The organism is Legionella cherrii, from assembly GCF_900635815.1.
GTDB classification, from domain to species: domain Bacteria; phylum Pseudomonadota; class Gammaproteobacteria; order Legionellales; family Legionellaceae; genus Legionella; species Legionella cherrii.
The window spans coordinates 2,125,604-2,138,743 of sequence record NZ_LR134173.1; the positions used below are offsets into that span (position 1 = coordinate 2,125,604).

Genomic DNA, 13,140 nt, shown 5'->3' on the forward strand with positions numbered 1-13,140 from the left:
GGTTTATTTAGTGGTGGATTGTAGCGGATTACGCTGCGCTAATCCGGCTACAATCCACCAGGGCTGAAGTTCTGTAAATCTTACAGGTTATCTATATGATCAATATCTCAGCGGTAGGTTATGAGCACGAAGGCCTGCTCGATAAAGCAAAAGCTCTTGCAGAACAATTGAATTTTTATTTAGAGAAAGATGCCAATCCTTGTCTCTATGTCACTGAAACAGGGCTTTCATTGAAAATGTCCGGTTTCTCTCCAATTTTTGCTGAATTCAGTGCTGCTTTTTGGAGTAAAAGAAAATCTGAAGGAAAAAAGCAAGGACTAGTACGCGCCTGTAAACCAACTGCAGGCCTTAAAATTATTGATGCAACTGCGGGTTGGGGGCGTGACTCTGCTATTTTAGCCAGTTTTGGTGCAGAAGTATTGATGCTCGAACGTCATCCGGTTATGGCTTCCCTGGTATTGGATGCATTGTTGCGCAGGAGTGATGCAGATCAACAACAATTGCATTTGAAATTTCTTGCCGAAGATGCCTATTCGTACTTAAGCTCATTAGATGAACCAAACTATCCTGATGTTATTTACATTGATCCCATGCATCCTGAGCGCAACAAATCAGCATTGGTAAAAAAAGAAATGCAAGCATTACAACAATTAATTGGTCCAGATGAAGATGCACAGAGAGTTATTCAATTGGCGCTACAACGTACGAAACAAAAGGTCGTTGTAAAATGGCCCCAAAAAATAAAACCTTTATTACCTGCTCATGCTGCTGTGGAGGGAAAAACAGTGCGGTTTGATATTTATTTTGCTAATTTAGGATGATCATGAGGCAGTTGCTTGCAAAACAGGAATGTGATCCATTCCTCCTGACTGCTAGCAGTCAGACTACGATGGTCGGTGCCATCAAGTAAAAATTTCCTTTATCTCCTTGCCTCATCATCCTAAGCATAGCGAGGGATCTCCCCTGTAGCATTGTGTTAACCGAGATCCTTCGCTATGCTCGGGATGACGGGATATGAGAAGAAGCCCATTAGGGCGGATGAGGGTACTGATAGCTTAAAGAAACCTCACTCCTACCATTCTCCTCAAAGTGGGGGAGGGGAATTACGGTAGGCAGAGGTATCTGTTACACTACTAACCGAAGTCAGACAGTTCTTCGCGCAGGCGTTTTTCTTCAAACAAATCTTCTATGCGTCGTCTTCGTTCCAATTTTGTTGATGGGCTTGTTTCTGGGGTCAAGACGGTATCGACGCCAAACTCTTCCATTTCGTTTACATCTTCATCAAATTCACGAGTATTCATAGCTATCTCCTTAGCCTAACCCGTAGTTAATCTAATAAAATAACAGAAATTAGGTTTGAGGAGTAGTGGAATTTTTTGAACATTAATTAGGAGGATGACGAAAACTAAACCTGGTTTTTAAAAACAAGTAAAACCAGGTTAATTTTTATCTAAGAGCTGAGAGTCGTTTTTACATCTTGTTCCAGTTGTTGTTCTTCAACGTTATCAATTGCTGTTTTTCCAGCTTTAGCTCGAGCTTCATTTCTACCTTTATCAATTTCGGTACGATATTGTTTAGCAACTTCTGTTGAAGGTTCTTTTGGAGGCTCTTCTGCGATAGATTTAAGCCTTTCACGGCGTTGGGCAGCCTCTTTATGAAGCATCTCCAGCTCGGTAGGGGTGAACAGTGTTCTCGGATCAATCTCTTTGCCTGCTCCATCCTTTAATACAATACCTTTTAATCCTTTTTCTCCTTTTGATTCTTCTCCAGGGAGTAAGCCTGGATCAAAACCACTTTCAAGAGCTGCTTCATAGGCTTGTCTAGCCCTTTGCGTTCGAGTTTTAGGATCATCAAAATTAATGGTCATTGTGATTGAGTCAAAACCAGAGGCTCTCACGGCCTGAGCCATGGTCAACATATCAACCTTGGGATTTTGCTTATTACTTAAATAATAAAAGGGGGAGAGTATTCGTGCAGACATGTGCACTTGCCAGGTGCCTGGATCGCCTTCTTTTGCTGCTTTTTTTTGTACGATCTGTGTTCCAGTTAAGGAAATAATAAAATCCAAGTCTGCTGGATTTACGGCAGATATCGTATTTTCACCAACATTGATGTCAGCGCCTGTAAGGGCGTCTGTGTCAGATAAGCCTCGTTTTTTACGATTTTCTGCTCGAACCCGTTCCATTTCATCGAGCATTTTATTCTTTTGGCTCGCACTGAGTTGATACGCCCAACTTTCCAATTGGCCAGAGAAGATGATTCGTTTTCGTTCAAGAGCGGACGCTTTATCGAGGGTGGTCAGGTTTTCTTGAGCAGTCTTGTTGAATTCATCAAGTTGTGTTTTGTGGGAGCTTTCTAATTCCTTAATTAGATTTTCTTTTATTTTTTTAATTTGCTCAGGATCATTCGTATTTGCAACAGCTCCTATTTTCTGTGCTAAACCCTCAGCTTTGTCTTGGAATTCTTTCAGTTCTTTTTTTTGTTGCGCTTTTAAGGCATCTCGAGCTCTCGTAGTAATTTGTTCATGATAGCCCCGCAGTTGCTCAACGGAAAGTTCAGGAACTTGTTTCATTCGTTGTTGAAAAAACTCCATGGATTCTTTATAGACTTCTTGAGCCTTAGTATAAAATGGTTGTGGGGTTAGTATACTTTTGAGTTCATCTTTGATTTCTTTTTTAGTATTGGGAGCATCATCTTTGAGTAATTTCTCTAGAGTATCTTCTTTATTGGACCCGATTTGTGTTTTAAAACCGGTGTGATCTTTAATTCGCTTTTCGGCATGGTGAGCGAAGGCTTCAGATCCAAAAGTAAGGTCTTGGGTTAACCCTACAGAGTCACGATATTTTTGATAAATCTTTTCTTGTTCATCAGGAGTAAACTGTTTTACCAGTTTTTGAGAATTAAATAAGTTAAAAAACGCTTTTCTAAATGAAGGCATAGAGAAGTACCTCAAGAGCTATCTTTTTTAAAAGTATAACACTTTTTCATTAAGAGAGAATTAAAAGCCTTTAATCTTAAGGTGCGCTGTCAGATTTTTAGACAAATATTAATGATGAATCGTAACTCTATGCCCTGGTTTGGAGCTTACGCCATCACCTGGGGCATAGAAAAATCGGCTACACCAGCTTAGATAGGTTTTTACCAAGCAGGAATCGCCGAATCTCCAAATAAAGTTTTGGCCTTTTCTTTAACTTCTTCGGAGTTTAATGCCTTAACAAAGAGCTCCAATTGTGCTTTTTTAGGAGAATTGCTACGAATAACAATGATATTGGCATACGGTGAGGTTTTATCTTCAGTAAATAAAGCATCATGTGAAGGATTTAAACCTGCAGGCAGGGCAAATGTTGTATTGATTACGGCTGCATCGACATCAGGCAAGACTCTCGGCAGTTGTGCTGCATCCATTTCTTTGAATTGCAGATCATGTGGATTGGTCGCAATATCTTTTAAGCCAGTATTATCATGGGTCGTTTTCAATGTAATCAACTGCGCTTTTTCCAACAGTTGCAAGGCACGCATTTCATTGCTGGGATCATTAGGTACGGCAATGACTGCTTTTTCAGGTAATTGTTTTAATGAAGTGTGTTTTTTGGAATAAATTCCCATAGGGTATACGAAAGTTCTGCCTATCGCCTCCAGTGTATAGCCATGCGCTTTAACAGCGGCATTGAGGTAAGGTAAATGTTGGTAGACATTAGCATCCAAACTTCCATCCTGTAACGCCTCATTAGGAAGGTTGTAGTCATTGAATGTTACAATTTTTATATTTAAGTCGTATTTATTCTTAGCTACTTCTTTTGCTGTTTCAACCAATTCAGTTTCTGGCCCAGCAATAGTTCCTATGACTAAAGTATTTGGTGAGGGCTTGTTGCACGCAACAAGACTTAATAATAAAACACAATAAGCTAAAATTCGCATGAAACACTCCAAAAATGATTTAAATCAATTATGTAAAAAACGCTTTGCTAAGTAATCTCCGATCATTTGGGTTAGTTGAACCATCACAATCAAAATGATTACAGTTGAAATCATGACCCCAGCATCAAAACGCTGATAACCATAGTTAATTGCCAGAGTGCCCAACCCTCCAGCACCAACGGTTCCTGCCATTGCAGAATAATTAACTAAAGTAATGGCTGTAACCGTAATTGCATGGATTAAAGCAGGTTTTGCTTCAGGCAATAAAATATGCAAAATAATTTGTCGTGTGCTAGCGCCCATCGCATATCCGGTTTCAATAAGCCCAGAAGGTAAACTCCGATAAACGTTATCAACCAGTCTGGCAAAAAAGGGAGTTGCACCGAGAGTAAGCGGCACTATCGCTGCATTCATTCCTATTGAGGTTCCAACAATAAGTCGAGTAAATGGAATAATTGCCACCAATAAAATAATGAAAGGAATGGACCTGGCCATATTAATGAAGGTGGATAATGTCTTATGAACCCTAGGCATGGGTTTGATTTGGCTCGACGAATAAAGCCAAGTTCCTAAAGGTAAACCCAGTATCACCGCAAATACGGTGCTGGTGACGACCATATACAATGTTTCGCCTGTTGCAATGAATAAATCATATGCCATCGGGAAGGACATAACCTAAAACCTCCACAGTTAATTTGGCTTGTTCACAGCGTTCAATGAATGCTTCGAGTAAAAATGGATGTGCCGTTAATTCGACTACTAATACACCACAGGTTACTGTGTCATAACGATCGATATTGGCGAGTAAGATGTTGATATCCAGATTTAATTCGCGGCTTGTTTGACTAATAAAGGGTACTGTTGCTTCTTCACCCTGGAAAAACAGACGTAGTAATGGTTTATCCGTCACGTAGTCTGCGAGCTTGTTCGTGAGGCATTCTGGCAACTCAGGACTGAGTTGAGCATAGAGCATGCTTCGAGCCAGGCTGTCCTTTTTATTAAATACATTGGCTAAAGCGGTGGTTTCGGCCAACTCACCATCAACCATCACTGCCAATCGGTTACAAATACGCTTCACTACATCCATTTCATGAGTAATGAGAACTATAGTGATGCCATAAAGTGAATTGATTTTTTTGAGTAATGCCAAAATAGAATCGGTTGTTTCTGGATCCAAAGCAGAAGTTGCTTCGTCGCAAAGCAGAATTTTAGGGGAGCAACTCAAAGCGCGCGCTATGGCGACTCTTTGTTTTTGTCCGCCACTAAGTTGTGCCGGATAGGCCAGTTTCTTATCCGTCAATTCGACTATAGGTAGTAATTCCTCAATTTTATTGCGAATAGACTCTTCATCTATACCTTGAATGCGCATAGGAAGTGCAATATTGTCGTACACATTTTTTGAATTGAGTAAATTGAATTGTTGGAAAATCATAGCCATTTTATGGCGAGCTAGAGCTAAGTTTTTTCTCGAAAGAGTTGTCAGACCCTGCCCATCAATCAAAACATCGCCTTTATCAGGCCGTTCTAGAAGATTAATGCATCTTAATAAGGTAGATTTGCCTGCACCACTTCTGCCAATAATTCCAAAAATTTCACCTTCTTGAATAAATAAATTAATGTCACGCAGGACAGATTTTCCCGAAAAGGATTTAGATAATCCAACTAATTCAATCATTATTTATAACCTGAGATTATGCGTGCGGGCAGAAGACTTAGAGGAAATGCGATTCATATCCGCTTTAGCCGTATTTTCAAAAAAGAGTGCTTTTTTGAGCGTCCGCAAGCTGAATTTCAAATCGACGCCATTGCAACATTATACACAAACTGTCGGTCTAAAAAAAGTATCACCTTACTCATTTTAATCATATTTTGCGGGTGGTAGTGATTTCTCAATTTATAGTGGTCTAATGATTTAGGTTATTCTTGAAAGAGCGCTGGAAAATGTTGTTTATGATTTTATTGCATTGTAATATGTTGATCTTTAACAAACATTAACTTGCTGCAACATCATAACACGCTGAAACATCCACTATGTTTGAGTTTGAGGGGATGCAAATCGATATGAGGCAGTTATAGAGAAATACAAGGATGTCTGATGCTTTTTAATAAATCCACCTACAGAGGATTAGCACTCATATTTTTGGCCTCTGTGAGCTCAACTACTTCTTTTGCAGCCGACCAACCCGCAAATAATTTCTTTTTTGATTACACAAAAGGTCATTTGCTTCTTGAACTCGGGGGTTTTTATGCAACTCAAGGAAAAGCCCAAGATATTCATATAAAAACCCTGGTTGGAAACCGATATACCGTTAAAAGTCATGCTCAAGGGAATGGTCTTGTGGGCGTGGGTTACTTTTTGGACGGACCAGAACGTGATCGATTTAAATTTTCTTATGGAGCGAATGTTTTTTTCTTAGGCACAACGGCAACTAAGGGTTACATTATTGAAGAACAGTTAGATACGAATCTTTCTTATACCTATAAGACACAAAATATTCCATTATTTTTTATGGCAAAAAGTTTAGTGCAAACTCATAGCGATAAAATCAATCTCGCTATTGATGTAGGCATTGGCCCCAATTTCATTGAAACCAGCCATTATAAAGAAGTAGCTCTTACCACATTTACCGTTCCCGATAATGGCTTTTCTGATAATAATACTACTGCATTCGCAGCTACAGTAGGAGCAGGCCTTCGATTTAACCAGGTTGCAGATAAAATTCCTCTGGAATGCGGTTATCGCTTTTTTTATTTGGGGCAAGGGAAATTGGCCAAAAATAATGATCTCATTATTAATACCCTTAAAACGGGTAATAACTATGCGAATGCTCTTATTTGTTCTGTCACAATTTAATAAAGGAATTTCGGTATGATAAAAAGGATACTACTTGTTGGTATGACATTATTTTTCTTCTCAGAGCAAGTAGCTTTAGCCAAAAGCAATGCTTTTATTCCTGGATCAGGACAACATTTTATCGCTGTAATTCCTCCTGCTTCATCAACGCTATCCATTACTACCACAACTCCGAGAAAGACCTATCCTACGGCCGGAATCAAAATTCTTACCCCAGGATATCGTATTGTGGGTAAAGCACCGTCTCCTAATGGGTTTGTCTTATTTTCAGTCAGTGATACCACGCCTGCAAAAATTACTTTAGATGGACCAATAGGTTCTATAAATATCAGGTTATGTTTAAATGGCACGGGTAAAACGTATTCCTGTGAAGAATATGCTGTTTCCGTATTTTCATCGCATGTTATTTTTCTAACCAGCCGTTTTCAGCAGACTACTGGTGCTTTAGGTGGGATTGCAGGGGCTGATGCTTTTTGCCAAAATGCTGCATTAACTTCAGGAAATCCAGCACTTAAAGGCTTGTCATTTAAAGCGTTGTTAGTTACTTCGACACGATCTCCTTGTTCTATTGTTAATGGGAGAACTGGTTGCGGAGGTGTTTATGCAAACGATTGGCCGCTTGTACCTGGTTCACAGTATGTTTATGCAGATGGAAAAACGCTCTTTAATACAGTAAATCAAAATGGTGTTTTTGATGGCAGTAACTCAAATCTAAGGGATGACAATAATGAAGTGGCATTTGGTTTGTTTTGGACCGGTATCCAAAGTATTCTGTCAAACACTACGGCCACTGATATCGTTGCTTGGGCCTTTGCAGATATGAACAATACTGAAGATGGCAATCAATACACTGCGAATTTGGCTACATGTAACGAGTTTACTGATGGAACAGCGGCTACTAACGGTTCCTTAGGTTTGGCTGGTGAGACCTCATTGGTTTTTGGAGTTGTTCCAGGGGCAACATGGGGAAATTATCTCAATTTTAATGATGCCCAGACAGGGAACTTGGTTAATTTGTTTTCATCGGGGATTTCTTTACCCTGTAACGAAATGTTTAGTATTGTCTGTGTTTCATAAATAGTAGCCTGAGTACCACTTGCAGCTTTGTAGCCCGGATTAGCACAGCGTAATCCGGGATCTTTTTGTCATCATCCCGATTGAAACGAAGAATCCCCATCGTGATACTGCGTGGAGCTCCTTTGTTGGGCAAAGCACTCAGGCTATTTTATTTCTGTAACTCTTCACGATTTTTAAAATAATCCAAAGCCTGGGGGTTGGCCAGAGACTGTAGATTATTTACCGGTAAGCCATGAACCACTTGTCGAACAGCTAATTCAACGATTTTGCCACTAATCGTGCGAGGAATATCTGCAACTTGCACTATTTTTGCTGGGACATGCCTTGGTGAGGCATTTTGACGAATCGTTAAACGGATTTTGTTGATTAATTCCTCAGTAAGCTCCATGTCATCACGCAATTTAACAAACAAAATAATACGTACATCGTCTTGCCAGTCCTGGCCAATTACAACACTATCAAGTACTTCATCAATTTTTTCTACCTGCCTGTATATTTCAGCAGTACCAATACGTACCCCTCCAGGATTTAAAACAGCATCTGAACGCCCATAAATAATTAATCCATTGTGTGCAGTAATCTCTGCAAAATCACCATGTGCCCATACTCCGGGGAACCGTTCAAAATAAGCACGTTGATAAGCAATTTTTTCGGGATCATTCCAAAAACCAACCGGCATGGAGGGGAAGGGCGCAGTACAGACTAACTCTCCACGCTCTTCATGAACAGGATGCCCTTGTTCATCAAAAACATCAACGGCCATACCAAGGCCGAGACACTGTAACTCACCTCTATAAATAGGCAGTATGGGGTTACCTAAGGCAAAACAAGAAATAATATCTGTTCCACCTGAGATAGAGCAGAGTTGCACATCGTCTTTGATGTGTTGATAAACGTAATCATAATTTCTAGGTAAAAGAGGGGAGCCTGTAGAAAGTATGCATCGCAAATGAGTTAAATCAAACTCATCTTGAGGTTTAACTCCTGCTTTTTCTACTGAAGAAATGAATTTAGCACTGGTGCCAAAAACAGTAACTTGCTCTTCTTCAATAAGTTTGAATAAACGATTGCTTTCGGGATAAGTAGGAGAGCCCTCATATAAAGTGAGCGTAGCTCCCAAGGCCAGTGCGGAAACAGTCCAATTCCACATCATCCAACCGCACGTAGTATAAAAAAATAAGTTGTCCTTATCCCTAAGATCAGTATGTAATCCTAATTCTTTAAGATGCTGCAGAAGCGTTCCACCGGCTCCGTGAACAATACATTTGGGTTTACCAGTAGTTCCTGAGGAGAACATAATGTAAATCGGGTGTTCAAACGGCAAAGAAACAAATTCACAATGAGTTGCGGGACGAAGAAAGTCATTCCAATATTGTGCTTTAGGTAGGGTAGAGACATCTACGGGTTCATTTATATTAGGACAAATTACAATTTGTTTGAGCGAGCTAATGGCATCGTTAAGTTGTTTGATCTTTTCGGCCCCATTGTGTTTCTTTCCTTGATACTGGTGCCCGTCGCAAATAAAGAGTACTTTGGGATCGATTTGGCCCAGTCGATCGATTGCCGCTTGAGCGCCAAAATCGGGTGAGCAAGAGGACCAGATCGCACCTAAAGAGGTGGCAGCAAGCATGGCAATAATGGTATGTGAGGTATTTGGCATCAGCGCAGCGACACGATCACCTGCGGTAACTCCTACCGCTTTTAAACCTGCAGCACATTGCGCTACCAAATTATATAATTGCTCATAGCTAATTACTTGTTTGGTATTGTCTTCATTAAGACTAATTAGGGCCGGATGTTTATCTTTGCGTGATAAAAGTTTTTCAGCAAAATTAAATTGAGCTCCAGCAAACCAACGTGCGTTTATCATTTCACTTTTATGACTTAGAATCTGATAGGGTTCAGTATCAAACTGTAGATGAAAGAAATCGCAAAGCGTTGGCCAAAAAGAGTCAGGATGTTTGATGGACCAGGTATGCAAGTCTCGATAATTTGCAAAAATTTGGCTGTTCTTTTTTGCAGCAAATTCCATAAACTGCCACATCTTGCTTTCTTTCGGATGTTTGGGCTTCCATACGGTTTCATTCATGTTTCATTCTCTCTTCTTTATTGAAACGATTGCTCTACGGGGTGTACCTCGGGTTACAAGCCATCTGAATCTGATACATAGCCACCACTCAAATTTGTCTTTTCACCTAGATTTTTTAAGAGTTCAACTACAAGGATTGGCTAACATAGCATTTGCAACTTTTGATTGATTTTTACGTCCTAAAATCTTACAGATGGTATCGCCTGCAGTTACAATTTTAAAGATATCCACACCGGTATTTATTCCTAAACCATGCATTAAATAGAGAACATCTTCGGTGGCTACATTACCGCTAGCCCCACGTGCATAGGGACAACCCCCGAGTCCGGCAACGGAGCTGTCAAAACGATGTACTCCGTGCTGTAATGAAGTATAAATATTAGCTATGGCCTGCCCATAAGTATCATGAAAATGCATTGCTAATTGATTTAGTGGTAAGAATTTAAGTACTTGCTCCAGTAATAAGTGAGTCTGATGAGGGGTTCCTACACCTATAGTATCCCCTAATGAGATTTCATCTACACCCAAATCGATTAGTTCTTGAGTGACTTCCGCTACTTTTGCCGGTGCTACATTGCCTTCATAAGGACAACCTAGGACACAGGAAATATAGCCTCTTACCCTGATGTTGTTTTCTTTTGCTAAAGCAAGAACTGGTTTAAAACGTGAAATACTTTCAGCAATCGAACAATTAATATTTCGCTGATTAAATTGTTCGCTTGCTGCAGTAAATACTGCAATTTCTTTCACACCGGCTTCCAATGCCTTGAGCATGCCCTGCTCATTAGGCACCAGGGCGGAGTAGTGTATGGATGGGGTTTTATCTATGGCGCAAAATACTTCATTATGGTCCGCTAATTGTGGAATTGCTTTTGCAGAGACAAAACTCGTCACTTCAATATATTGCAAGCCAGATTCACTTAACAAATTGATTAATTCAATCTTGTGCTTACTGGATACAAAAGATGACTCATTTTGCAGGCCATCACGTGGCCCAACTTCTATAATGGTTACGTTTTGCGGATAGTCCATAATTTTCTCTAGTTAAGAATCCTCTTCACTTAATGACAGTAACTCCTCTCCTTCATTCACTTGGGCACCTACATCATAGAATATATCCAATAAAATGCCATCAGCAGGGGCATGAATGGTATGTTCCATTTTCATTGCTTCGAGGACGATCAAACGTTCACCGGCTTTCACACGTTCACCAATATTTTTTAAAACGGCGACTACAGTAGCTGGCATTGGTGCTGTCAGCTGTCCTTTGTGAGCAGTAACTTCTGCACCTAAAGTTCCCCAATTAAACCGATCAATAGTAATTTGCCACTGACTCGTATACAAGGTCAAAGATTGATTTTTATTTTCAACGATTGCCTGATAATTTTGTCCGTCAGTTTCAATACGGAGCTGATTGCCAGTTAAATGACCGTGAATCAGATACTCTTGTGCTTTTAAACGTACTTTAAATTGATTTTTATTGATTGGAGTAATTAATGTTTCAAGCAAGTCATCCTTGTCTCTATAGTGCCATATCCAGTGACTTGAGATTTGTGATTGCCAAGCGAAGGTTTCTTGTAATAAAGGATCTTGGATTGCGTTTATCGTGTTTAAATAATCAAAACTTACGGCCATGAGTAAAGCCATTTCTTTATCTGCTGTTGGCAGTTTAATTTCTTCTTTACTTAAAAAGTCAGTACTCAGTTCAACCTTTCTGAATTTAGGGTGGTGACAAATTGTTTGTAAAAAGGGGATGTTTGTTTTTACACCACCAATAAAATAATGGGATAAAGCTTGCTCTAATCGATGTAATGCTTCATCACGGTTGGCTCCCCATGCAATCAATTTGGCGATCATCGGATCATAGTACATGGTAATTTGCGATGACATTTGTACCCCTGTATCAATACGAATGCCATCTCCGGAAGGTTCTTGCAAAAAGTGGATTTGTCCTATTGATGGTATAAAATCATGGTGCGGGTCTTCAGCATAAATGCGACATTCTATTGCATGACCATGTGCCTCAATCTTATCTTGCGGCAAGGGGAGTGGTTCATTAGCGGCAATTTTCAATTGCCAAGCGACTAAATCCAGTCCGGTAATTAGTTCAGTTACTGGATGTTCTACCTGTAATCGCGTATTCATTTCCATAAAATAGAAATGTCCTGAACTATCAACTAAAAATTCAACAGTACCTGCGCCACTGTATTTTATTGATCGTGCCACTTCGCAAGCTGCTTCAGCAAGTTTTTGTCGTAGCGATGCGGGTAAATTAGGTGCTGGTGCTTCTTCAATAATCTTCTGATGTCTGCGTTGAATGGAGCAATCACGCTCAAACAAATGAACCACATTGCCATGATTGTCTGCCATGATTTGTAATTCAACATGACGTGGATTAAGAACCAGCTTTTCAATGATCATGGTATCATCGGCAAAACTTGCCATAGATTCACGTTTTGCACCAGCTAAGGCTGCGCTAAACTCTGATTCGTGATGGACCGCGCGCATCCCTTTACCGCCACCACCATTCGCTGCCTTGATTAAGACAGGAAACCCTATTTTTTTAGCCTCAGCAAGCAATGTATCTTCTGCTTGTGCACTGCCATGATAACCAGGTGTTAGAGGAACCTTAGTGTTTTCCAGTAATTGTTTGGCCAATTGCTTGGAAGCCATTGCTTCCATAGCTTCTACTGACGGACCAATAAAAACGATATCTGCCTCTTTACATGCTTGAGCAAATTCAGGGTTTTCGGATAAAAAACCGTAACCTGGATGAATGGCCTGAGCTCCACATTCCTTAGCAATATGGATAATATTCGGTATATTCAGATAACTTTCTTTAGCAGGTGCATCGCCTACACAATATGCACTGTCAGCATGACGTACATGCAGACTGTCTTTATCAACCGAGGAATAAATAGCTACCGTGTGGATCCCCATAGAACGGGCCGTTTTGATGATTCTGCATGCAATTTCACCGCGGTTGGCAATAAGAATTTTATTAAACATTAGTGCCTCATTAATTTTTTACTTTTAGTCCAAGTGTTTTGTAACTTGGGTGCTTTGTGCCTTCTAACCTGGATTATCACAGCGTACTCCAGGATCTTCTGCCGTCATCCCGAGTGTAACTAGGGATCTTCCATCGTTACACGGTGCTACACCGTGAATACCCTTCATTACACTCGGGATGACGGTGTTTTAC

At 40.1% G+C, this 13,140-nt stretch carries 11 protein-coding genes; 3 read left to right on the forward strand and 8 right to left on the reverse strand.

The window, feature by feature from the left end:
* Window positions 1–95 precede the first annotated feature (95 nt).
* The gene (locus EL022_RS08975) at window positions 96–821 is read left to right on the forward strand and encodes a class I SAM-dependent methyltransferase (RefSeq protein WP_028382005.1); all 726 of its coding nucleotides are present in this window, start codon (window positions 96–98) and stop codon (window positions 819–821) included.
* A 312-nt stretch (window positions 822–1,133) separates the two neighbouring features.
* Here EL022_RS08975 and EL022_RS16075 read toward each other — a convergent pair whose 3' ends face one another.
* The 5 genes from EL022_RS16075 to EL022_RS08995 form a co-directional block, all read right to left on the reverse strand.
* Window positions 1,134–1,301, reverse strand: coding sequence for a PA3496 family putative envelope integrity protein (locus EL022_RS16075; RefSeq protein WP_164715640.1), 168 nt, complete (start codon window positions 1,299–1,301; stop codon window positions 1,134–1,136).
* Window positions 1,302–1,450: 149 nt separating this feature from the next.
* Window positions 1,451–2,938 carry a hypothetical protein gene (locus tag EL022_RS08980; protein WP_028382004.1) on the reverse strand — a complete coding sequence of 496 codons (1,488 nt, stop codon included), beginning with the start codon at window positions 2,936–2,938 and terminating at the stop codon, window positions 1,451–1,453.
* A gap of 200 nt (window positions 2,939–3,138) precedes the next feature.
* A complete protein-coding gene (locus EL022_RS08985) occupies window positions 3,139–3,918 on the reverse strand; it encodes a MetQ/NlpA family ABC transporter substrate-binding protein (RefSeq protein WP_035901172.1) in 780 nt (259 codons plus the stop codon).
* Window positions 3,919–3,942: 24 nt separating this feature from the next.
* A complete protein-coding gene (locus EL022_RS08990; RefSeq protein WP_028382002.1) occupies window positions 3,943–4,590 on the reverse strand; it encodes a methionine ABC transporter permease in 648 nt (215 codons plus the stop codon).
* The gene (locus tag EL022_RS08995; RefSeq protein WP_028382001.1) at window positions 4,568–5,593 is read right to left on the reverse strand and encodes a methionine ABC transporter ATP-binding protein; all 1,026 of its coding nucleotides are present in this window, start codon (window positions 5,591–5,593) and stop codon (window positions 4,568–4,570) included. Before EL022_RS08995 ends, EL022_RS08990 begins: the two co-directional genes overlap by 23 nt.
* Window positions 5,594–6,013: 420 nt before the next feature.
* Between EL022_RS08995 and EL022_RS09000 the strand changes: the two genes are divergently transcribed.
* On the forward strand, window positions 6,014–6,772 hold the full coding sequence (locus EL022_RS09000) for a hypothetical protein (protein WP_051544497.1): 759 nt from the start codon (window positions 6,014–6,016) through the stop codon (window positions 6,770–6,772).
* Window positions 6,773–6,787: 15 nt separating this feature from the next.
* Window positions 6,788–7,849 (forward strand): DUF1554 domain-containing protein, encoded by a 1,062-nt coding sequence (locus EL022_RS09005; RefSeq protein ID WP_028381999.1) that lies wholly within the window; start codon window positions 6,788–6,790, stop codon window positions 7,847–7,849.
* A gap of 148 nt (window positions 7,850–7,997) precedes the next feature.
* Here EL022_RS09005 and EL022_RS09010 read toward each other — a convergent pair whose 3' ends face one another.
* From EL022_RS09010 to EL022_RS09020, 3 genes are all read right to left on the reverse strand, one after another.
* Window positions 7,998–9,938 carry an acetoacetate--CoA ligase gene (locus tag EL022_RS09010; RefSeq protein ID WP_028381998.1) on the reverse strand — a complete coding sequence of 647 codons (1,941 nt, stop codon included), beginning with the start codon at window positions 9,936–9,938 and terminating at the stop codon, window positions 7,998–8,000.
* Between the two features lie 123 nt (window positions 9,939–10,061).
* The gene (locus tag EL022_RS09015) at window positions 10,062–10,970 is read right to left on the reverse strand and encodes a hydroxymethylglutaryl-CoA lyase (RefSeq protein ID WP_028381997.1); all 909 of its coding nucleotides are present in this window, start codon (window positions 10,968–10,970) and stop codon (window positions 10,062–10,064) included.
* 12 nt (window positions 10,971–10,982) lie between these two features.
* Window positions 10,983–12,947: an acetyl/propionyl/methylcrotonyl-CoA carboxylase subunit alpha gene (locus EL022_RS09020; protein WP_028381996.1), complete on the reverse strand. Its 1,965-nt coding sequence runs from the start codon at window positions 12,945–12,947 to the stop codon at window positions 10,983–10,985.
* Window positions 12,948–13,140 lie beyond the last annotated feature (193 nt).